General features: G+C 49.1%; 21 protein-coding genes. 8 read left to right on the top strand and 13 right to left on the bottom strand.

Annotated elements, in window-relative coordinates; all coding sequences use genetic code 11:
* Position 1: 1 nt before the first annotated feature.
* Entirely contained in the window at positions 2-553 is a 552-nt protein-coding gene (locus tag P2W70_RS00745; protein WP_276479501.1) for a cupin domain-containing protein, read from the bottom strand.
* 97 nt (positions 554-650) lie between these two features.
* On the opposite strand from P2W70_RS00745, the gene P2W70_RS00740 reads away from it, so the two are divergent.
* Together P2W70_RS00740 and nagA are read left to right on the top strand one after the other, a co-directional pair.
* On the top strand, positions 651-1,463 hold the full coding sequence (locus tag P2W70_RS00740) for an amidohydrolase (protein ID WP_276479500.1): 813 nt from the start codon (positions 651-653) through the stop codon (positions 1,461-1,463).
* An 18-nt stretch (positions 1,464-1,481) separates the two neighbouring features.
* Entirely contained in the window at positions 1,482-2,582 is a 1,101-nt protein-coding gene (nagA, locus tag P2W70_RS00735; protein ID WP_276479499.1) for an N-acetylglucosamine-6-phosphate deacetylase, read from the top strand.
* A gap of 56 nt (positions 2,583-2,638) precedes the next feature.
* Here the strand turns inward: nagA and P2W70_RS00730 are convergent, their stop codons facing one another.
* The 3 genes from P2W70_RS00730 to P2W70_RS00720 are packed head-to-tail and all read right to left on the bottom strand — an operon-like array spanning position 2,639 to position 6,022.
* On the bottom strand, positions 2,639-4,150 hold the full coding sequence (locus P2W70_RS00730; RefSeq protein WP_276479498.1) for a S41 family peptidase: 1,512 nt from the start codon (positions 4,148-4,150) through the stop codon (positions 2,639-2,641).
* A 17-nt stretch (positions 4,151-4,167) separates the two neighbouring features.
* Positions 4,168-5,202, bottom strand: a complete 1,035-nt coding sequence (thiL, locus tag P2W70_RS00725) for a thiamine-phosphate kinase (protein WP_276479497.1) — start codon at positions 5,200-5,202, stop codon at positions 4,168-4,170.
* 43 nt (positions 5,203-5,245) lie between these two features.
* Positions 5,246-6,022, bottom strand: a complete 777-nt coding sequence (locus P2W70_RS00720) for an inositol monophosphatase family protein (RefSeq protein ID WP_276479496.1) — start codon at positions 6,020-6,022, stop codon at positions 5,246-5,248.
* Positions 6,023-6,175: 153 nt separating this feature from the next.
* On the opposite strand from P2W70_RS00720, the gene P2W70_RS00715 reads away from it, so the two are divergent.
* The 5 genes from P2W70_RS00715 (at position 6,176) to P2W70_RS00695 (ending at position 10,157) form a co-directional block, all read left to right on the top strand.
* Positions 6,176-7,483 (top strand): type III secretion system chaperone family protein, encoded by a 1,308-nt coding sequence (locus P2W70_RS00715; protein WP_276479495.1) that lies wholly within the window; start codon positions 6,176-6,178, stop codon positions 7,481-7,483.
* Between the two features lie 18 nt (positions 7,484-7,501).
* A complete protein-coding gene (locus P2W70_RS00710; RefSeq protein WP_276479494.1) occupies positions 7,502-8,605 on the top strand; it encodes a trypsin-like peptidase domain-containing protein in 1,104 nt (367 codons plus the stop codon).
* A gap of 26 nt (positions 8,606-8,631) precedes the next feature.
* Positions 8,632-9,120, top strand: a complete 489-nt coding sequence (locus tag P2W70_RS00705) for a regulatory protein RecX (RefSeq protein WP_276479493.1) — start codon at positions 8,632-8,634, stop codon at positions 9,118-9,120.
* Between the two features lie 179 nt (positions 9,121-9,299).
* Positions 9,300-9,815: a hypothetical protein gene (locus tag P2W70_RS00700; RefSeq protein ID WP_276479492.1), complete on the top strand. Its 516-nt coding sequence runs from the start codon at positions 9,300-9,302 to the stop codon at positions 9,813-9,815.
* A gap of 66 nt (positions 9,816-9,881) precedes the next feature.
* Positions 9,882-10,157, top strand: a complete 276-nt coding sequence (locus tag P2W70_RS00695; RefSeq protein ID WP_276479491.1) for a hypothetical protein — start codon at positions 9,882-9,884, stop codon at positions 10,155-10,157.
* Between the two features lie 75 nt (positions 10,158-10,232).
* On the opposite strand, the gene P2W70_RS00690 is transcribed toward P2W70_RS00695, so the two are convergent.
* Positions 10,233-11,876, bottom strand: coding sequence for a M28 family peptidase (locus P2W70_RS00690; protein ID WP_276479490.1), 1,644 nt, complete (start codon positions 11,874-11,876; stop codon positions 10,233-10,235).
* A 281-nt stretch (positions 11,877-12,157) separates the two neighbouring features.
* Here P2W70_RS00690 and P2W70_RS00685 point away from each other — a divergent pair, with 281 nt between their 5' ends.
* Positions 12,158-12,412: a hypothetical protein gene (locus P2W70_RS00685; protein ID WP_276479489.1), complete on the top strand. Its 255-nt coding sequence runs from the start codon at positions 12,158-12,160 to the stop codon at positions 12,410-12,412.
* An 83-nt stretch (positions 12,413-12,495) separates the two neighbouring features.
* On the opposite strand, the gene P2W70_RS00680 is transcribed toward P2W70_RS00685, so the two are convergent.
* The 8 genes from P2W70_RS00680 to P2W70_RS00645 all read right to left on the bottom strand — a co-directional run bounded on the left by P2W70_RS00680 (position 12,496) and on the right by P2W70_RS00645 (position 20,877).
* The gene (locus tag P2W70_RS00680; protein WP_276479488.1) at positions 12,496-13,038 is read right to left on the bottom strand and encodes an RNA 2'-phosphotransferase; all 543 of its coding nucleotides are present in this window, start codon (positions 13,036-13,038) and stop codon (positions 12,496-12,498) included.
* A 10-nt stretch (positions 13,039-13,048) separates the two neighbouring features.
* Entirely contained in the window at positions 13,049-14,035 is a 987-nt protein-coding gene (locus P2W70_RS00675) for an AAA family ATPase (protein ID WP_276479487.1), read from the bottom strand.
* 10 nt (positions 14,036-14,045) lie between these two features.
* Complete coding sequence (locus tag P2W70_RS00670; protein ID WP_276479486.1) at positions 14,046-16,040, bottom strand: TonB-dependent receptor; 1,995 nt, start codon at positions 16,038-16,040, stop codon at positions 14,046-14,048.
* Positions 16,041-16,063: 23 nt separating this feature from the next.
* On the bottom strand, positions 16,064-17,002 hold the full coding sequence (locus P2W70_RS00665) for an ADP-ribosylglycohydrolase family protein (protein WP_276479485.1): 939 nt from the start codon (positions 17,000-17,002) through the stop codon (positions 16,064-16,066).
* A complete protein-coding gene (locus P2W70_RS00660; protein WP_276479484.1) occupies positions 16,999-17,826 on the bottom strand; it encodes a TIGR02452 family protein in 828 nt (275 codons plus the stop codon). The genes P2W70_RS00665 and P2W70_RS00660 overlap by 4 nt, the downstream gene beginning before the upstream one ends.
* Before the next feature lie 23 nt (positions 17,827-17,849).
* Positions 17,850-18,374, bottom strand: a complete 525-nt coding sequence (locus tag P2W70_RS00655) for an NADAR family protein (protein WP_276479483.1) — start codon at positions 18,372-18,374, stop codon at positions 17,850-17,852.
* A gap of 98 nt (positions 18,375-18,472) precedes the next feature.
* A complete protein-coding gene (locus P2W70_RS00650; RefSeq protein ID WP_276479482.1) occupies positions 18,473-19,921 on the bottom strand; it encodes a nicotinate phosphoribosyltransferase in 1,449 nt (482 codons plus the stop codon).
* Positions 19,922-19,959: 38 nt separating this feature from the next.
* The gene (locus P2W70_RS00645) at positions 19,960-20,877 is read right to left on the bottom strand and encodes an NUDIX domain-containing protein (protein ID WP_276479481.1); all 918 of its coding nucleotides are present in this window, start codon (positions 20,875-20,877) and stop codon (positions 19,960-19,962) included.
* Positions 20,878-20,930: the final 53 nt, after the last annotated feature.

Genomic DNA, 20,930 nt, shown 5'->3' with positions numbered 1-20,930 from the left:
ACTAGTCGAAGTACTGGGGATAAACGGATTTGTATCCCGCTATTTTGGCAAAAGGTGTTAGCAAAGTGAAAATGATCCGCTGAAGCAGATAGGGAGGCTTTGCCAGGCGGAAAACCGATGCATACCGATTGCCGATCAATGCAATCTGTAACAATGCCGGCTTTCCTTCAGCGGAGGTTTTACCATCAGCTGCCAGGCCGGTAGATGTTTCCAACAGGTATTCGGTTTGCAAAGCGGGTCTTACCTGCCAGTTCATGGCGGTAATACCCTCCGAAGCATTCCACATGCTGTGGATCGTTCCTCTGGGTATATGAAAGCTTTCGCCCGCCCGATAGATCCTGGTCCGGTTGTTCATGCACACAGTGAGCTCACCTTCAAGAACCAGAAAGTCTTCTTCCTGGTACGGATGGTAATGGGATATTGGTTCTTTCGACCGGTTGTTATAAACAGACTTCATCTCCAGCAAACTACCGCCGGTATCTTTGGAAATTTGCAGGAAAATAATATCCTGGCCGGTCACCTGGTTGCGGAGTATTTTTCCCTTATAAGCCATTGTGATCTGAATAGAGGATGAAATTAAAGCCCGAAATCAGGCAACGCGTCGGCTTACGGCTGGAATGTTATTTTTACATACCGAATTGCAAATAAAGATGTCTACACTTACCATTACCACCATACAAACCTCCCTTCACTGGGAGGATAAGGCAGCGAATCTGCAAAAGCTGCAAGAGAAGATCGACCAGATCGGCCAGAAAACTGAAGTCGTAGTGTTGCCCGAAATGTTCAGCACCGGGTTTAGTATGAAGCCGGAATTACTGGCAGAGACAATGGAGGGTGACTCCGTGGCGTGGATGAAACGGGTGGCGCAGCAGAAAAAGATCATCCTTACCGGCAGCCTGATCATTGAAGACAACGGTCAGTATTATAACAGACTTATATGGATGTTGCCAAATGGTCAATTCGGCTACTACGACAAAAGGCACCTCTTTGCCTATGCCGGCGAAGATGAACACTATACACCTGGTCGTAAAAGGTTGATTGCTTCGGTAAAAGGTTGGCGGATCAATTTGCTGGTGTGCTATGATCTGCGCTTTCCCGTATGGGCCCGCCAGGCAACACCATTGACAGAAGAAGAAGCATTGAAGACGGAACCGGAATATGATCTCATGATCTATGTGGCCAATTGGCCAGAGCGGAGAAACCACGCATGGAAAACACTGTTGCAGGCAAGGGCTATCGAGAACCAAAGTTATGTAGTGGGAGTAAATCGAATCGGCAAGGACGGCAACGATATTTACCATAGCGGCGATAGTATGATCATAGATCCGATGGGTGAAGTGCTGTACACGAAGGCCCATGAAGAAGACATACACACGCTGACCTTGCAAAAAGAAAAGCTCAACGAGATCAGGACGAAATTGCCTTTTCTCGAAGATGCCGATAACTTTATCATTCAATCCTAGCCCCACACAAGAACTACCATGTCTATTGCCTATACCAACGCACGCATCTATACCGGTCAATCTGTAGAAACAGGGAAAGCTGTTCTCGTCAACGATGGTATCATCGAAGACCTGGTTCCCGACCAGGCAATACCTGCACACTATTCGATAAAAGATCTGCAGGGACAGCAACTGGCACCAGCCTTCATGGACCTGCAGATTTATGGGGGCAATGGAAAATTATTCTCTCAGGAGATCACCTTCGAAGCGATAAAGGCAACTTATGAATATTGCCTGTCTGGCGGTTGCAGCCATTTCATGCTCACCATGGCAACCAATACCATCGACAAATTTCTCAAAGGCATGGAAGTTGCGTGGGCGTACCAGCAACAAGGGGGAAAAGGATTATTGGGCGTACACCTGGAAGGTCCTTATATGAACCCCAAAAAACGCGGAGCCCACCTGCTGGAGTGCATTAAGGTGCCTACGGTAGAAGAAGTACAACTCCTGATCGACCGGGGCAATGGTATTTTTAAGATGATCACCCTCGCCCCCGAGCAATGCGATCCGGCAGTCATTCAAATGTTGATCGATAATGGGATCATTGTATCTGCGGGTCACTCAAACGCCACTTACCAACAGGCATCCGCAGGATTTGCCCAGGGTATTCCTGCTGCTACACACTTATTCAATGCCATGTCGCCTTTTCAGCATCGTGAACCCGGTATGGTAGGTGCTGTTTTCAACCACCCAAAGGCTATGAGCAGCATTGTGTGTGATGGAATCCATGTGGATTATGCAGCAGTAAAGATTGCGCATACGATCATGCAGGAAAGATTGTTCTTTATCACAGATGCGGTGGCAGAGACGAGATCCGGCGAATACCAGCATATATTTAAGGGCGATCATTATGCCCTGCCCGACGGTACGCTTTCAGGGTCTGCGCTGTCGATGATCCAATGTGTGAAGAATGGGGTGGAGCACGTTGGCATTCCATTGGACACCGCCCTGCGAATGGGATCGACATTTCCGGCCCGGTTACTGGACGGTAAAAAAATGGGCCTGATTGCCAAAGGCTACCAGGCCAATATGGTGGTGTTTAACGAGGTCTTGGAGGTGCAAAATGTAATTACCCACTAAGGAGAATAGGCAGTTCTACCCACTAATATCTATAGGAATACTGAATTCCGCACACGCTATTGATGTGCTAAACCTGCTTTCTGCATGATGATCTTTCGAACTGTATCAATCTTGGGATCGACACCCTGGCGAATGGTCTCGATCGTAGGAGCAGCTTCAATGTCAGGCATAATACCACGGCCTTCTTTTACCAGGTCTTTATTCATCACCAACCTGAATCTGGGCAGGCGAAAACGTACACCAGAATTAGGAAGGGTTACGTCGGGGATCATCCAGGCAGAATTACCATAAGCACCTCCCCCGGTTTCTTCACCAACAACTTTTACGTTATCCTGTCCTTGCACGGCAGCAGCAAACATCGTGGTGGCAGAGAAGGAGTTTCCGCCCGTGATGATGTACACTTCTCCGTCAAAATGGTTCTTTTTTTTCGGTTTGAACACATGTCGCTCAAAATAACCGAAATGATAAAGGCCATCTTTATGCTTACTCGTCACAAACTGCATCATGAGCCAGTAGGCCGGTTGCCATTGGATATATTTAGTGTAGTGGCTTTTTCTGCTGGGTGTGTACAGGGAGTCTGCAAGCTTAAAGGACTTTTTGGCAATATACCGGGTCAGTTTTGTTGAAATTCCGGCATCTCCACCACCATTTGAACGAACATCGATCACCAGGTAACGGATATTCCGTTCTTTCATCTCCCGGAACGACCGTCGGAAGAATCCGCGCAACCTGTTACCGCGGGAAAAGGTATTGATCGTCATATAAGCGGAATTCAACGTGGTATCGATCTGGATATTTCTCACCGCATTCAGCATGGGTGGTTGTGGGGCAGATCTTGGTTGCCTGCCAGCGGGCTTTGCCGGCGTGGGAGGACGGTTTAGCGTATCAGCACGGGGATCGTAGACGGGGATGACGGTTTCCCGTTCATTGCCATCAGTGTCGCGGTAGGTAATGGAAAACTGATCAGTAAGACCCAGCACATTGCGGTACAAGCTGCCGAAACTACCCCGGTTGCTCAGCACCTGGTATTTACCAGACAAGATATGTCCATCACCAGAGATATAGTTGAAAAGCGTATCAGTAAGCTGAGCCGCCGTCCTGCCATTGACACCCGTAACAACAGTGCCCCGTTTCAATACTACATCCTTGCGGTTGAGGTTGGTGATCACCGACATGCTATCGGGCCACACTTTGAGGTGCAGTGGAAATACTGGTAACCGGGCAGTATCCAGGTAATCACTATATTTTTTGGAAAAACGCACCGTGGTATGGCCGCAGTGAATTTTCTCCGTAATATAGGAAAGCAGGTTCCTGAACTGCGGTTCGGTCAAAGAATCGGTGATCGAAGCCAGGCCGGCGTCGAAATATCGATCCATACTGTCCTTTGTGGTAAACCAGTACAGGCTGGGGTGCGATTCTTCCAGAATGTTGCGGAAATAGTGATAGTCCTGCCGCAATTGATCGGCTGCCATCTTTCTATCAGGATTGAATGGCTTCCGGGAAGAAGCACATCCTACGGAAAATATAGCTGAAAGGACCACCACAATGCCGGTAAGCCGTTGCCTCATGCAATAACCGTTTAGACTCAGGTATTCTTAAATGCGTTCCAGCCCTGGGCAGTTATATCGTGCAGTCCGCCTCCTTTAGTAATGATCTTGGTTCCTTCCGAAGCCTCTGTCATATAACCGATCACGCTGATCTGTTCATTAAGAACGAGTTTTTCGTAATCAGATTGTGACAGGGTAAACAGCAGTTCGTAGTCTTCTCCACCACTCAGCGCACAAGCCGTTGGGTCGATCTCAAATTTAAAGGCGGCCCGCTTCATTTCCTCCGCAATGGGTATTTTTTCTTCGTATAACCGGCAACCGAGGTTGCTGTCCTGGCAAATGTGCAGGATCTCGGAGCTCAGCCCATCACTGATATCCATCATAGCGGTGGGTCTGATATTGTTTTCGGCCAGAAATTCAATGGTCTCTTTTCTGGCTTCCGGTTTCAGCAAACGGCCGATCACATAAGATTCTCCCTCCAGATCGGGCTGTATTTTGGGATTTTCAAGGTAAATGCCCTTTTCGCGTTCCAGGAAAAGCAGGCCCACATAGGCAGCACCCAGGTCCCCGCTGCAGCATATCAGGTCGCCCTTTTGCGCAGTACTCCTTTTTACATAGGTATCGGGTGTTACCTCGCCAATGGCTGTAACGGAGATGATAAATCCTTTCTGGGAGGTACAGGTATCCCCGCCGATAAGGTCCACGCCGTATTTCTCGCAAGCAGCATACACGCCCTCATAAAACTCTTCCAGGGCTTCGATGGGAAAGCGATTGCTGAAAGCGATACTCATGGTGATCTGCGTAGGCGTTGCATTCATCGCATAGATATCGCTCAGGTTCACGATGACGCTCTTATAACCCAGGTGTTTCAACGGCGTATAGGCCAGGTCAAAATGTACCCCTTCTACCAGCATATCGGTAGAAACCACTGTCTGTTTGCCAAAATGATCTATTACAGCAGCATCATCGCCCACACCCAATAAGGACGATACATTTTGAAGCTCGATATTTTTAGTAAGGTGATCGATCAATCCGAACTCACCCAGGTCATTGATTTCAGTTCTTTCGCTCATATACGATTGGCTTTATGTGAAGGCCTTCAAAACCAGTAAGTTATTACAATTTGTCGTTGATCCAAAGCAGGATCTCGTCATGGATCTTTCCATTGGTCGCCACCAAATGCGGTTGATAGGGCGAATAATGGTCACCTTTAAAATCAGTCACTTTACCGCCAGCTTCTTCCACCATCAAAAAGCCCGCGGCACTATCCCAGGCCTGTAACTTATGCTCATAGAATCCATCAAACCGGCCAGCCGCCACCCAGCAAAGATCGATCGCGGCAGATCCGAGACGGCGCACAGGAATACCCTGGCGAATAAACCGGCTGAATACTTCTACCGGTCCGTTGGGTTGATTGATATAAGTATAAGGGAAACCGGTTACCAGGCAGGCTTTGCTGACCGACGTCTCGTTACTCACCTGTATAGGTTGACCATTCAGGGTAGCGCCCTGGCCACGTTCCGCAAAGAAAAACTCTTTCAGGAAAGGGTTGTATACGACTCCCATGATCATATTACCTGCTTTTTCCAGTCCAATGGAAATACAGCAGAGCGGGATACCATGCGCGTAATTCACCGTACCATCGATCGGGTCGATGATCCATTTGTATTCGCTGTCCATAACAATCTCACCAACTTCCTCACTGACGATGAAATGATCAGGAAAGGCCAGTTTAATGATCTCGATAATAGCCTTTTCCGATGCATGGTCGGCCTCGGTAACCAGGTTGTTGACACCTTCTTTATTGCTGATTTGCAGGTTTTTATTGTTGAAGTAGTGCTGGATCACCTGGGCGCCGGCCTCAGTGGCGTTGATGAGTGTTTCTTTTAGCATCCCGCAAAGATAAGGGGGTTAAGACAACCAAATTTCTCCTCTGGAGGCACAATAAACTAATTATCCTCAGCGAATTGCAAATATGCCACGAAATTAAATACCTTCATTTCCGTAAGCCTGCCCACTAAAATGGGAAGGTTCAAATACTAATTTATGTTCGATAAACTTTTTGGCTGGGGTAAAAAGAAAGCAGATGACCCTGTTATTCCATTAGGCCGGTATTCTGACAACAACAAAACGGTAGAAAAAGTAGATCGGTGGACGGTAGCAGATGACCTGTTCAAAAAACAACAATATCCGGAAAGCATTGACGCATTTTTCGATTACCTGCGTGATGAAGCAGAGCAGAATGTCGTATTGGAGCGAAATGGCTCAGAAGGACGCTTCCATCTGTACCAGGGCTCTAAAATCGTGCGCGGAACATTCAACCAGGACCGCGTAGTCGCTGAAGTCACACTCGCTAAAATGGCGCAGCCCAGCGTGCCTGTGATGCGCAGGCTCCTTGAAATGAACTTCAATCTGTACTACAGCCGCTATGCACTCGATGGCGACCGCTTGTGTATGCGCTTCGATAGCAATATCCGCTCGGCCAATCCCAATAAACTGTATTATGGGCTGAAGGAACTGGCGATCAAGGCAGATAAACTCGATGACCTGCTGGTACAGGAGTTTACTTCCCTGCAAACCATCGATACCGATCACGTAAAAGAGATGTCCGATCAGGAGAAGGAGGTTAGGTACACCTACCTGATTAAATGGATTACAAATACCCTCGATTATATAGCAAGCCTCGATGCAGATAAATTTGCCGGTGGTATCTCTTATTATCTGCTCACCCTCGCTTTTCGCATCGACTACCTGCTAAGCCCGGAGGGGAAACTGCAGCTGGAATTGGAAAAGATCATCGATATCTATTTCCGGAAAGATGACAAGCAAACGACAGAGAAAAATCAGACGATGATAGAGGCTTACCGGAAAGTCGCCGCCAAAGCCAGAGAAGATGTATTCCCTTATTTCTTTCGCTCAAAGCATACTTTCTCGATTGTTGCGCCCCAGAACCATAAGGCGGTGATCGACTCCATCAACGCGGCCGCAGGCAATATGCTGTGGTACCGCGACAACCAATATCCCATGATCGCCAACACGATCCTGGAATACGGGTTCTCCTACTGCCAGAATTCCTATAGTCTGCCTAAGCCATTAAGCGACCTTTTCAGGCTGTTTATGCAGGTGAATCACGGCGACTATTTTGCGGCGCTTGGCTTTACAGCCCGATATTATGATGCGGCATCCAATGAGTTTGATGATGACGCGATCCGCCAGCGAATAGAAGATATTGTCACCGTTTGGAAGCACAAGTTCAATAAACTCGATTTCAAAGTGAATAACCTGCGTTTCGACTCGCTGGTAAATTTCAATACCACATTCACTTCCGAGATTACATCACTCAATTTCGACTAATCCAGCAACTCAATACACATGCCTACACAGGAAGTAATAGAAAAGTTTCATCCTGCCATAATACAAATAGCCACACAGGGTGGTACCGGTACGGGCTTTTACTTGCACGAGTATGACCTGATCGTCACCAACGACCACGTAGTAGCCGATAACCCCGAAGTAACCATCGCCGGAAAAACCTTCGAAAAGGCGCTGTCGCGCGTATGGTATACCGACCGTAAACATGACCTGGCTTTTCTGCAGCCGCCTGCGGGTGTAGAGTTGCCCACACTACCGTTGGGTCGGTACGAGGCGCTGAAGGATGGAGATGAAGTGATAGCCATTGGCCACCCCTTCGGGTTGAATTATACGGCCACACAGGGCGTGATCTCCAAAGTAGATCGTATCCGCGATGGCCTCAAGTTTATTCAGATCGATGCCGCCATCAATCCGGGTAATAGCGGTGGGCCCCTGGTCAATGAACAGGGCGAAGTGATTGGTGTCAACTCATTCATCATACGTGGAGGCGATAACCTGGGTTTTGCCCTGCCAGTAGTATACCTGCAGGCTGCGCTCAATCTTTATGTGCCGCATAAAGGAACACCTTCCACGCGCTGCCCGAGCTGCGATTCGCTCGTGTTGCCCGATACCATCGAGTCTGCCAAGTACTGCCCGGCCTGTGGTACCGAAGTGAAGCTGCCCGAGATGCCGGAAAAAGAAGTAGAACCAGTAGGAGTGGCAAAGACCATCGAAGATATTCTGAAAGAACTGGGAAAAGATGTAAAACTGGCCCGCTCCGGAGCCAACCGCTGGGAAGTAAAAGAAGGGAGCGCCAAGATCAAGATCAGCTACAATCCTGAAAATTACTTTATAGCCGGCGATGCTTATCTGTGTCAGTTGCCCCCGGATGGTACCCGCATCAAACCACTCTATCAGTTCCTGCTGCAGGAAAATTACCGCATGAATGGAATGGTACTTAGTTGCGCCAGCCAGAATGTGATCCTTTCCTGTATCATCTATGACCTGGATATCTCCAAAGAGATTGGTGCCGATATGTTCAACACCTTATTTAAGAACGCCGACCACTATGATGATCTGCTCAAAACAGATTATGGCTGCGTAGACCGCCTGGAAGAAGTTTAACCAGACTGTCCGTAACTTTGGCTTCCATGTTTCAACGAAAACAACTATCCAAAGAGCAGGCACTGCAAAAAGCCCGGCATTATTGCGGGTATGCAGAACGCAGCCACCAGGATACGAAGGAAAAATTATACTCCTTTGGCCTGCATAAGCAGGATGTGGAAGAATTGTTGTCGCAACTCATTGAAGAGAATTACCTCAACGAGGAACGATTTGCGGTCCAGTTTGCCGGAGGCCACTTTCGCATGAAGCAGTGGGGCCGCGTCAAGATCCGGTACGAACTGAAGCAAAAACGCATCAGCGAATACTGTATTAAAAAGGGGATGAGCGAAATAAATGAGGAAGATTACCTCAAGACCCTTCAACAACTGGCATCAAAAAAGTGGAGTTCTGTCCGCGGTGAGGGCGTCAACCATTACGTGAAACAAAGTAAAACCACTGATTATCTACTCCAGAAAGGCTATGAGCCCGAACTGATCAGGCAAACCATAGCCACCCTTCGGAAAAAAGAAGGATAAACCGTCCAGCTTTCTGTAAATCAGCTGGCTTGGCCGGGAGACAAATGCTCCTGCCTGGCTTATCAGATGGTCTTCCACGCCAATCTCCTGAACCATATCTCCTAGGCTCAAATCCTGCAACTAATCAAAATCAGTCGTCCCTGGCACCATTCTTTTATCCCTATCGAAAAAAGGGGATTATGAAATTACTAACCTCACTGGCGGGCGGACTGGCTGGCGCATTGGCCGTAACGCTGTTGCATGAACTGACGAGGAAAATGGGGACGTCAAACGCTCCCCGTCTGGATACCCTCGGCGAGCAGGCTACCGCAAAGCTGATCGAAAAGACAGGCCACGATGCGCCTACTGGATCAAAACTGCACAATACGGCGTTAGCAGGTGATATCCTTGCAAATACCCTGTACTATAGCCTGGCCGGAGCCAGAATGAACAAAGCGATGTCGACAGGTGGAATATTAGGCCTAAGTGCAGGAATTGGCGCACTCAAATTGCCGGGTGTACTGGGCCTCAGTGAGGATAAGACAAATTCCTCGCCAAAGCAGCGTTGGCTCACAATTGGCCTGTATGTTGCAGGAGGATTGATAGCTGCTGGTGTTACCAGGTGGCTCGAAAAGAAAGCAAAGAGGAATAATACCGGTGGGCCTGCTTATTCGCCCGAAAAATCTTACAAGCCGGTGCTGGATATCACCGCGTAATGCATCCCCCGAGACCGTAGCAACTTATTGAATCCATATCTGTCACACCTGTAAAATCCAAACGCTATGGACCTCGGAGAACAATTACTAAAGATCCTCAACAAAAAGTACGCACCTACCTCACTCATCGAAACAAGATGCCAGCAATATGACCTGGCCTTTAAAACCGATCGCGAGGGATTGCCGATGGTCGCCTTTGTAGGTCATAAAGACGAAAAAGGGCGGCTATTCGGCGAACGCTTTGCACGGCGTTTATGCCAGCTGGTCAACGGAACCATCATCAAAAAGAACTGGGAGAACAAAGGTGAGGTACAAATGGAATGCAACATGGGTACGGGGTAGCGCTACCCTCTCTTACTGAAAACAAAATACCCGGCACAAATGGTACCGGGTATTTTTTTTATGGTGTAGACGTAATTATCTTTTCGCCTTGAATTCCGAGCCTTCTTTCCAGGAAGGTATCTTATCTCCCAAAGCAATCCTGCGTCCTACTTCAAAGAGAAGTTTGAGATCATCGAGGCCGCCAGCCATTGTCCACGTAGCAGCATCGAATTCGTCGGATGGGCGGTGGTAATGATTCTTCGTGTATTCTTCGTGGATCTTCTCTCCATACTCCTTGCCTTTGCCAACTACGTCGGATCCTCTTTCGGTGTACAAAGCCGGAATGCCTACTTTGGCAAAATTGAAATGGTCCGAGCGGTAGTAGTAACCAGCTTCAGGATGGTTTTCAAAAGCGATATACCGACCCGCTTTTTCCGCCGCTTCTTTAAGGTAATCTTCCAGTTCCGACTGGCCCTGTCCTACCACGATAATATCCTTGGTCGACTCAAACGGACTGAGTCCATCCATATTGATGTTGGCAATCGTCCTGGCAGCAGGATAAACCGGGTTCTGTGCATACCACGCAGAACCCCACAGGCCTTGCTCTTCGGCTGTTACGGAAAGGAATACGATGGTACGTTCAGGTTTTTCCGGCAAACTCTTGAAGGCACGTGCCAGTTCGATCAGCCCGGCTGTGGCACTGGCATTGTCGAAGGCGCCATTGTATATGGAATCACCTTTTTCATCTGGCTTGCCAATGCCCAGGTGATCCCAGTGTGCCGTGTAAATGATATACTCGTCGGGGCGTTTACTGCCGGTAATTTTTCCAATCACGTTGTTGGACTTGTTATACACTGATTTCACCTGCATGGTGGTGGATAGCTGAACGTTTAAAGGTGTTCCTGTAAAGCCACGAACATCGGCCTTGGCAAGTAAAGAGCTGTCATACCCGGCCGCACCAAGCAGCTTGTTGGCAGCAAGCCCCGAAACCCAGCCAATAACGTCGCAAAGCTGCTCGCTTTTGCCACGGTTGTCCAGGCGCAGGCGAGATCCGTTCCAATTGTTCTGCACTACAGAGAAGGGATAGCTGGCAGCCTGTGTATTGTGAACGATCAGGCAGCCTTTGGCGCCTTGCCGGGCCGCTTCTTCAAACTTATAGGTCCAGCGACCATAATAAGTCATCGTTTTGCCCTTGAACAGCGTACTGTCACCACTATTATAGCCAGGATCATTTACCAATACCAACACCACTTTGCCCTTCACATCGAGCCCTGCATAGTCATTCCAATTGTATTCCGGAGCTACCACTCCGTAACCGGCAAATACAAGATCACTTTTATTGAGGGCGATCGACGAATCCGTCTTATCCGTCCAGATCACGTAATCATCAAAGCCCTTCAACGTAAAGTTGCCCTTGCTGCTTTGCACTTGCATGGACGGTGCTGCAGCAGTGGTGATGTTCACCATCGGCACCTCTTGAAAATAGCTCTCACCATTACCTGGCTCCAGGCCAGCCAGACTAAATTGTTCTTTCAGGTAATTGATGGTCTTGGTTTCACCTTCCGTAAAAGGTTTACGGCCCTGGTATTCGTCAGATGCCAGTATGGCGATATGTTTTTTAAGGCTATCGGCACTCATGACCGATGCCCCGTTACCGCTTCCGGTAGATGATTTGTTTTCACCACAGGCAGCGATCAACAACAGCCCGGCCAGGGAAAAAGGAATGGTGTAGGAACGCATAAGTAAGTATTTTTTAGAAGAGTAAAAGGTAAGACAAAACGTCAAGAAACGATCGGGATCTATGTTCTTCGGGTCTATGCATTTACAAATGGGGTATAATCAGACCGAATTGAAATACAGGAAGATGGCCAATTCGGGCAACCCGACACCTTTTAAAGGCAGTGTGAGTGCTGAAATTAAATGACCATTAAAAGCACCGTTAAAGTCCATAAATCTGGCATACTACGGCACGCTTATTGACTTACTATGTTTGTAATTCATCACATAAAAACGGAGGTGTTATGAAAACTAGAACTGAAATATTCGAATTAACGGTAGATGGAAAACCTCTTGTAGTAAGAGCAACCCCTTTCCAAACACTTGCAACAGAAACACGTTTCAGGGTGAGTGTAAATGATAGTCCTGTTCATATATTCGGATGGGATAAAGACCTCAATCGCCTCACAGCGATCGATAGCAGCCAAGCTGCAAACAATATAAATGATAAGATAGACGAAGCCATTGGCCGGCAGCTGTATCAGCGCATAGCCGCCTAAAAGAATATAATCCATATTTCAGAAAAACACACGCAGGACATACGTCCTGCGTTTTTATGTTTAGCTGATACACGCGTCATAAATTATCTGGCCGAAATAAACAAAGCAGGCACCTCATCGGCCAGCCACACGCCATTCGCAGAAAGGTAAAATAAATGCCCAGCTGCCTGCATAGCCTTCGCGTCAATTTGCAATAACACCGGTTTACCATGCCTGCCACCAACGGCTACTGCAGTCGACGGATCGGCCGAGAGATGCACGTGATGTCGCTGTTGCCGCTTCAGGCCGGCAGCCAATACTCTCTTTACCGTTTGAACCGCAGTACCATGGTACAAAACATCGGGCGCCACAGCAACAGGTAGTTGTAGGTCTACGTCAACGGAATGCCCCTGGCTGGCCCTGATCATGGAGTTGTCTTCGTTGAAAGCAAAACGTTTTTTATCATTGGTGTCGACGATCTCCTGCAATAGGGCAAAGTCGATGGTTTGTCCCTGTTCGTTCATGTTGCGCAGCAACTCCGCAACGTCCACCCATCCCCCTTCTTCCAGGGTAAGGCCGAGCAGTTCGGGCCGGTGACGCAATACCAGGCTCAGGAATTTGCTGACCCTGGCCAGTTCTTTATGCATGTTGAAATGATTAATAGTTTAAAAAATGATGCTGCAGGATTTCCCGCGTACGTACAAAACGCTCCTCCCAATTGCCGCCCACTGTCACATAACTAATACCAACCTCCTGCAGCTGTCGCTCATGATAGCCACTGAGCCTGTTCCGCTCCGCCTCCCCCAGTCGGGTACCATCCTGCACATACGTGCAGTCTGTATTTAGGAAAATGTGCAGGTCAAACCGGTTGGCTTCATCGATCCAGTCAGGTACGACCAACTCACGGTCAAATAAAAAACGCGCATACGACTTGGTTATATGTACATCCGTATCGCAGATCAAAAGCTTATTGGCCTGCAGTACACGCTCATTGATCGTTTTGGCGTGCAGGGTAGCTATCCTGAGCAAGTCGTCAAATACGACCTCCTCGGTAGTTTCGATTACCTCCCTGGCCATTTCCGGTACGATAGCGGTATTGAACCACGCTCCCAATCGCTCCGTCAGGGTAGATTTGCCGGTAGATTCAGAACCGCTGATGCAGATTTTTTTCACGAACCAGGGCCTGGCGGCAGGGGCGATCAGCTCCCAATGCTTAAAAGGGTTGGAGAGGATCGCGCTGGCGCATACCGGCACCAACTTACGCTCACGGTCAAAACACCGGTGCTCTATACCCAGGTATTCGGCCACATAATCGCCATAAGGTTCAGAACTGATGAAAACAGCTACTCCCGGAAAATGATCCTTGATATAGTCAGCCCACAGGCGCGAAATCTCCCGCGACGAAACAGAGCTATTCGGCAACACTGCTTCATCATAGGCTACCAGCCTGACTAGCACCCGGGGATCACCGGCGAAACTCTGCTCCATCCAGGCCATACGTATCGGGGCGCCAATGGTCTCTTTGTCAGATACGCATACCATGACCACCACTTCTTCGCAAAACTGTAGCGCATATTCGATCATCGCCCGATGCCCGGCATGCGGAGGCATAAACTTGCCCAATACCAATCCTCTGTGCTTCATACCATACAACTTACCATTTTACACGCACCCCCGCATAGAAATTTACCGGTGCCTGAATAAAATATCCCGGAGCACCCGAAGCAGTGATCAGGCCATTCGTGAAATATACCCGGTTGGTGATATTATTCGCTACCCCAAACAGAGTCAGTTTGCCCAATTGCCAGCTGGCATCTGCATTAACAATAAAGAAGTCCGATAGGCGCATGGTATTGGCGAAGTCGATATAAGACTTGCCCTGGTAGCGGCAACCAATACCTGCCTGCCAGCGGGGTTGTACCATCCTGCACTCCTGGTTGATGATCAGACTGGGTGTCAGCACAGGCTGCAGATCGACGCCGGCTTCGTTGATACGATTGTACGACACCGACGATTGATTGCGCCACTCGATACCATTTTCCCAGCGCCACCAGGCATCTATTTCCAGTCCGCTGCGATGACTTTTCGCAGCGCTGCTATGCAAGGGAACACCCGTAGGGCCGATCTGGCCGTTCAATGTGATCTCATTGCGGAAACGCATGTAGAACAAATTGGCATTGATAAAGGCCCTCCGCGCAGCATATTTGATGCCCAGCTCCTGGTCGATCACCCGTTCGGGTTTTACCGGGTTGAACAACAGGTTTTCATCCACATCGCGGGTCAGGTCGTCATTACCCAAGAATAGGTCATTGCGGGTAGGCTCGCGATGGGTTTGCCCCAGGGAGTAGTACAACCGTAAGCCCTCCTTCAGTCGATAAGCTACGCCCAACGTACTGTTCAAGAAGTTCCAGTATTGACCCGGCATTGACTCGCCCCCCTTGTAGGTGAAACTGCTGTAGCGGAATTGTACATCACCCATCAGCTCCCAGGCACCTGCCGTGTAGGCGGCTTTCGTAAACAAACTGGCCTCGTTGCGGTAACCGGTATTGGTATACAGTTCGCCCAGCGATCTTTCACTACCTACGTGCCGCCGTTGATACCACTGCGATTGTACGCCGCTGTACCAACGTAAGTTCCTGGCGGAGTAAGTATGGTAGGAGAAAGCCCCCACAAAATTCGACCGGAAAGCATAATTGTACAGTTCGGCCGTAGCAGGCATTCCGAGAAAATGATTGAGGTCAAAATCATAGTTGCCGTCCAGGTAATTGTAAAAAACGCCCGAATGCAATTGGTGACGACTGTTCAATTGCCATTCGTGGTGCAACTGAGCATGCGCTTGTAAAAAGCGGTCGTACTCCTGCGGGCTATTGGCATTAAAACGCTTGTTCCTGACAATACTGTCCATGGGGGCGCCTATCCAGGCCAATTCGTTTTTCTGCTCACCAAGAAAAGCAACCAGGTATACCTTGTGCCGATCGCTCCAATAACCAGGGTTGATGAACACCGAACTGGAGGTATTGGCCGAATGATCGCGGTAACCATCCGAATGCAGTTGAGAGCCCCGGGCATACAGTCCCCACCCTTGCTTCAAGCCGGTATTCACACTGCCGTTGAGGCGGTAAAAATTAAAGGACCCAAAGCCTGCCGAAGCCTGCCCGCCCGCACTGTCCCGAAAACGCAGCGACTCAAAATACAAGCTGCCACCATAGCTCGCCACGCCTTGCTTGGAGTACCCGGCACCACGCTGTATTTGTACGCCCGACACCGACTCCAGGAAGTCAGGGTAGTTGGAAAAATATACGCCCTGATCTTCCGGCTCATTCAACGGAACGCCGTTCAAGCTCATATTGATCCGGGTTTGATCGATACCGCGCACGCGGAAATAGGAATACCCGGAGGCACTACCGGCATCGGTATAGAAAGTCACAGAGGGTGTTTGGGAGAGGATCGCAGACGGTTCCTGTCCATAATTCTTGCGCTCCAGTTCCTTGCGGCCGATATGGCTCAAAGTAACGGGCGATTTGGCCGGAACCGTAAAAGCAGAGCTGACGACTACTTCCTGCAACAACTGTGAAGAATCGGATTTATCCTGACTATAAAGGAAGGAGGTGCTCAGGAGCAGCACACCCAGTAAGGTTTTCTTTTTCATGTAAAGAGAATTTGAGAAAGGGCTTAGGAAAAGGAAACAAACATCAACTCACACAGATCGGTAATATCACCGGCCCGGCGAATGTCTGTTCGCCATTTTTCGGGAATAGCAGCATGTCCGTAATGCAAACCCGCGAGGCCACCGGCTACTGCGGCAGTGGTATCGGCATCATCACCGAGGTTTACTGCCTTCAATACCGCATCCTGGTAGTTATCGGTGGTCAGAAAGCAATGCATCGACGCCTTCAGCGTATTCATCACATAGCCCGACGAGCCGATGTTTTCGATGGGAGTGGCGGCGATATTGCCATCTGTCAACGGGGCAAACAGATCTATTTCGGGCTGAACAATCTGCTGGTCGTTCATGATTTGACGCAGTAATTGTCCGGCCTGCAAATAAGCAGACTGCTTGCTTTGTCCCTGTAATAAGGCAAGAGCACACTCCAGGTAGAAGAAACAAGCGAGCACAGAACGGATATGACCATGGGTGATGGAAGAAACGGCCTTCACATGCTCAAATCGTTGTTCTATGGGCATCTCTTTGATATGGAACAATAAAGGAAGGATACGCATCAGCGAACCATTTCCGTTGGAGTCCTCGTCAAAGTCGCCGGCAAATGAAGTCTCTGTTCCTTTGCGCAACCTGGCGATGGCATTGCTGGTCGTCATCCCGATGTCAAAGACATTACCGCCTGCCGTCCAATAGCCTTTGTGGTACCAGTCTACAAAGCGGTTACCGATATCGTATAAGTTGTACCCATTACAAAGAGAGGCAGCCAGACAAAAGGTGAGAGAGGTATCGTCCGAAAACGTACCGGGAGGCTGGTTATGACTTCCATAGCCAATGAACCCTTTAATAGGTTTGCTCCGCAGTATCGTACGGCTTTTAAATTCGGCCGGTACGCCGAGCGCGTCACCGATGGCTACGCCAAACATAGCGCCATATACCTGATCTCTGGTCATAAAAAGTACTTCATGAAGGGTTCAATAATGCTGTCTTTATTGGTCTTTACGGCGAAAACGACCTTGCGGAACTGGCCGGCAAATGGACCGGTCAATGCCTCATGAAACAAGGCCGCGATCTCCTCCGGGTTATTGCGGAATACGCCGCATCCCCAGGCACCCAGTACCAACGTGTCATGGCCATGAGTTGCGCAGAGTGCTAGTAGCTTGGCAGTCCTGACACGCATCACGGGAATGATCTGTTCTTTGTTTTCTTTTTCACGCTCCACCACGACCCCCGCATTGACGGCGGGTGAAGTAACGATGGCAGTCAGAACGATCTCGTCCAGCAGCACGCCCAATTCATCTTTGAGGATGGGAACTGCAGGCGAATAGATCATATGGTCCGAGTAGAGACAGCTCCATTGTTTGCGATGAAAGGCGTAGTAGGCAGGCGCCTTTAAAAGGCAGGGGTAAAGCCCGGAGGCCCTGGCAATACATTCTTCCTGCGCGATGGCGCCGCCGAGAAAGCCGCCACCGGCGTTCTTGGCAGAGGCGAAATTGAGGCATAGGATATTACCGGCACCAGCTGCAGCCAGTCTTCTAACGGCATCCAGCGTTGTTTCATTGGTCACTTCGTAAGTGGTGGTAAAAGACCCACCGACGTCAGGTCGTTGGTCCAGCATGGTTTGTAACGCTTCCGGCGTATAGAGCGTTGTATGCGCAGTGGCATGCTCCATGGCTTGTTGCAGGTCGACCCTGGCCCCCGTAGTATTGACATAATATTCCTGTTCGAGTAGCTTCAGCGTGTCTTCCGCGATAGCTACCCGTGCTTTCTGATTCATGATCTGATCTTAATTGTTAATACTTATTGTCTCAATTGGTCTCTGGCTTCCATGAGGGCAAAGCCAAGTAAGTTCTTACCCCGCCAGGTATTTTGCGATAGGCCGATGCCCCAGATACGGTCCGTCGGACTAGCTTCCACGATGACCCGACTGCCAGTCCGCAACAATAATTCCCGCATAGCCGAATGTTGCGAAAACTTATGATAAGAGCCCTGTACAACGACCTCATATCGCTTGGCATGCCACAGCTCATCATCGAAATTCCGTACTTTCCTGCCGATGGCCTTGGCCGTGCCTGGCTTATCTGCTTTCAGTATGTCATGGAAAGCGTCGTCATCACCAAACAACAAGGCCTTTTGTGCCATCATCCAATGCTCTGCGGTAGAGTAGGTCACGCCATCAACTACAAAAGGCGCAGGAAACCATTGGCTCAGGCACGAATTGTCAACAACATCCGTGCGTTTGGGCGTATGACCCCAAAAAAAGAGGTACTCGATTTGGTCACCGCGCTCTATCTGCTGCTTTAGTATGTCGAGTGAATATTTCATAAATCATATACCGTTACAGGTATGCCCTGTCTGCTCAACGTCTCTTCAACAATGTCTTCAATCACATCCCAGGTTCCGCCTGCGAGGCCGAAGCCCTTTTATTTATTCGCCTCGGCAAATGCAACTTCTGTAAAGACTGCTCTTTCGCGGATATCCTCGTATTTCAGGTCGCAGGTGATCTCGCCATTCTCAAAAACAGTGATTAGTTGATCCTCTGCTTCAGGCTCCAGTTCTTTGCGTACAGTCTGATAAACACCGTCCGTCAGGATCAGCTTCAGTTGGCCCGCTTTCGATTTCTTGAAAGAACTTACCAGTCGTCCATGAGAGTCGATCTCGATAGGATTCTTTTGAACGTCTACAGCCTCTCCGTTCACCTCGGCGTAAGAACATTTGAAAGCAAACTTTTGCGTATCACGGTCAACTTTTTGCAACAGCGCACCACCCATGCCCAGTACGAGGTTCTCGGCACTGATACCGTTTATCTTAAGCGCATTGTAGATATGCCGGATAGAGTCCACATTGATACCGTCGCCCTGGATCACCCGCACCTGGGAAGGCAATACCCGGAAGCCTTTTTCATTGATGGTGAAACCAAACTTCTCAAACAAGATATCAAACACCTTCAGCAGGGTGAAAACAGGGTCGCCACTATCGGGACGGATCACCAGCACGCCATCACGGCTCAGCACCAGTTCCTTCAGGTCGGCACCCCAGTATTTGCTGCATGCCCGGAAGATATCGTAAGAGTCAGAAACACAAGCCACCGTGCCAGTAGGGAACGTGCGGAGAATATGTTTGAACACTTCCAGTTCACCTTCTTCACCCAGCAGCGTACAGATACTGTGCTCCGTAGCAGGAATGGATAAACCATACACCTGGTCTGCACCGTAGTACCTTTTGGCCAGCACACTGCCCATGATATTGTCACTCCCGCGGAAGTTCAGCAAGTGGGCAGCACCGCCAATGCCCGCACTCTCTACCGAGCTCACACCCCGGAAACCAAAATCGTTCAGCATGAAATCCATCCCGGCATTGGCAGCAGCCGAAGCGGTCTCCTGGAAATATTCAGTTGTGATCTTCCTGATCTCGCGCGATACAGAAGCTACGGTGCAGGGATACCACACTTGCATCAGCAACGTTTCCAGGAAATTGGTAAGCCAGAAACATTCGGGATCGGTATTCTCGATGGTGACCAGCACATTGTTGACAGGAACAACCGCGCCTTCACGTACGGCTTTGATCCGCACAGGCAATTTACCGCCGTGTTTTTGAACGATATGGTCGAATTTACTGCGGTCAAAAACATCGTTGCGTCCAAACACATCCACCAGAAACTTTTCAGCAGCATCGATTTTTTCAGTCGTAATCACTTCTCCCTCCAGGTAATACTTTAGAAAATACTGCAGTCCGAAAAATACCGTTTCGTCAAATTGACCACCACGGCTTTCGAGGTACGAATAGATCTTGGTGGTTCCTGGGTAGTATAATTTATGGTGTGAGTATTTATAAGCGTCGGCGAGCAGTAAAAGGTTCTCTTGCGTTTTCATTGTATCCGTTTTAAGAATAAAAAGTATAAAGGTTTAAGTTATTGCTTGGTCAGATGGGTCGTTATCGACAATTGGTCGTGCAGCATCCGGGCCAGCACACTGTGTTCTGGAGTGATAGCTCCTTCTTCGATCATGGCGGTAAGTTTATCTACCGTAAACCAGGCCAGTTCGGCCAGGTCATCATTGGCAACCGCTTCCCCACTGATCAACGACGTTTTAAAGAACAGGGTCATAATTTTATCCGCCTCTTTGCGGTAACGCCAGTCATCGATCCTCGCCGATCCGATGTATTGCAGGGGGCCCGTCACCAGTTCACCACATTCTTCCTGTAATTCACGGGCAGCCGAATCCTCATACGATCCGTCGGTAGGATCAGCAAAGCCACCGGGAAACCGCCAGCCCGCTGCACCAGGCTTCTTGCCCAACAGCACCTCCGTTCCGCCATTCCGAAGTACGGCAATGTCCACGGTTGGATGAACAGCGTCATATTTATTGTGGTACGCATAATTGATGCCCATTCTGAAATCTACACTGTCCAGCACCTTATCGGCATTTTCATCACGAATGGTGGTCGCCGAATGATTACCCAACTCTGGCAAAGCCACCACCGCCAGCGAACCACTGTAATAGGGAATAAAACAGTCCCGGCTGCCATACAACACAAACGACTCCTGGGGAAAGGTGTTTCTCAGCAAATTGTCGAGCCGCTCACTCCAAATCCGGTCATCCGGGTGGTCGCCCAGTGGCAACACGATCAGCTCAGGGGCAAATTGTTTCAGCATGCGTTCCCGGGTGTAAAAGTCAAACGGATTGCGGCCGCTGCCCTTAACCGGGGTAACACCCAGCACAATGATGATCTTATTATGCTTGGACCTGATCTCATTCAAAAGGTATTTATGCCCTTCGTGGAGATAAGGTGTTTGAAAGCGTGCGATGATAACTCCTGTATGTTTCATTTTGCGTCAATTCTACACAAATATAAAAAGCCCTAATGGTATCTGCAAATTAT

This window comes from Paraflavitalea pollutisoli (assembly GCF_029360705.1).
In the GTDB taxonomy this organism is placed as follows: Bacteria; Bacteroidota; Bacteroidia; order Chitinophagales; family Chitinophagaceae; genus Paraflavitalea; species Paraflavitalea pollutisoli.
This window is presented reverse-complemented; position numbering and strand designations above follow the sequence as displayed.

What these genes read in the sequence shown, in the direction of transcription:
- P2W70_RS00650 (WP_276479482.1), bottom strand. Translation starts at nt 19,921, where the DNA reads ATGAAAACGCAAGAGAACCTTTTACTGCTCGCCGACGCTTATAAATAC.
- P2W70_RS00645 (WP_276479481.1), bottom strand. Translation starts at nt 20,877, where the DNA reads ATGAAACATACAGGAGTTATCATCGCACGCTTTCAAACACCTTATCTC.
- P2W70_RS00715 (WP_276479495.1), top strand. Translation starts at nt 6,176, where the DNA reads ATGTTCGATAAACTTTTTGGCTGGGGTAAAAAGAAAGCAGATGACCCT.
- P2W70_RS00740 (WP_276479500.1), top strand. Translation starts at nt 651, where the DNA reads ATGTCTACACTTACCATTACCACCATACAAACCTCCCTTCACTGGGAG.
- P2W70_RS00655 (WP_276479483.1), bottom strand. Translation starts at nt 18,374, where the DNA reads ATGAAATATTCACTCGACATACTAAAGCAGCAGATAGAGCGCGGTGAC.
- P2W70_RS00730 (WP_276479498.1), bottom strand. Translation starts at nt 4,150, where the DNA reads ATGAGGCAACGGCTTACCGGCATTGTGGTGGTCCTTTCAGCTATATTT.
- P2W70_RS00685 (WP_276479489.1), top strand. Translation starts at nt 12,158, where the DNA reads ATGAAAACTAGAACTGAAATATTCGAATTAACGGTAGATGGAAAACCT.
- P2W70_RS00700 (WP_276479492.1), top strand. Translation starts at nt 9,300, where the DNA reads ATGAAATTACTAACCTCACTGGCGGGCGGACTGGCTGGCGCATTGGCC.
- P2W70_RS00680 (WP_276479488.1), bottom strand. Translation starts at nt 13,038, where the DNA reads ATGCATAAAGAACTGGCCAGGGTCAGCAAATTCCTGAGCCTGGTATTG.
- thiL (WP_276479497.1), bottom strand. Translation starts at nt 5,202, where the DNA reads ATGAGCGAAAGAACTGAAATCAATGACCTGGGTGAGTTCGGATTGATC.
- P2W70_RS00660 (WP_276479484.1), bottom strand. Translation starts at nt 17,826, where the DNA reads ATGAATCAGAAAGCACGGGTAGCTATCGCGGAAGACACGCTGAAGCTA.
- P2W70_RS00720 (WP_276479496.1), bottom strand. Translation starts at nt 6,022, where the DNA reads ATGCTAAAAGAAACACTCATCAACGCCACTGAGGCCGGCGCCCAGGTG.
- P2W70_RS00695 (WP_276479491.1), top strand. Translation starts at nt 9,882, where the DNA reads ATGGACCTCGGAGAACAATTACTAAAGATCCTCAACAAAAAGTACGCA.
- P2W70_RS00705 (WP_276479493.1), top strand. Translation starts at nt 8,632, where the DNA reads ATGTTTCAACGAAAACAACTATCCAAAGAGCAGGCACTGCAAAAAGCC.
- P2W70_RS00665 (WP_276479485.1), bottom strand. Translation starts at nt 17,002, where the DNA reads ATGACCAGAGATCAGGTATATGGCGCTATGTTTGGCGTAGCCATCGGT.
- P2W70_RS00670 (WP_276479486.1), bottom strand. Translation starts at nt 16,040, where the DNA reads ATGAAAAAGAAAACCTTACTGGGTGTGCTGCTCCTGAGCACCTCCTTC.
- P2W70_RS00690 (WP_276479490.1), bottom strand. Translation starts at nt 11,876, where the DNA reads ATGCGTTCCTACACCATTCCTTTTTCCCTGGCCGGGCTGTTGTTGATC.
- nagA (WP_276479499.1), top strand. Translation starts at nt 1,482, where the DNA reads ATGTCTATTGCCTATACCAACGCACGCATCTATACCGGTCAATCTGTA.
- P2W70_RS00745 (WP_276479501.1), bottom strand. Translation starts at nt 553, where the DNA reads ATGGCTTATAAGGGAAAAATACTCCGCAACCAGGTGACCGGCCAGGAT.
- P2W70_RS00675 (WP_276479487.1), bottom strand. Translation starts at nt 14,035, where the DNA reads ATGAAGCACAGAGGATTGGTATTGGGCAAGTTTATGCCTCCGCATGCC.
- P2W70_RS00710 (WP_276479494.1), top strand. Translation starts at nt 7,502, where the DNA reads ATGCCTACACAGGAAGTAATAGAAAAGTTTCATCCTGCCATAATACAA.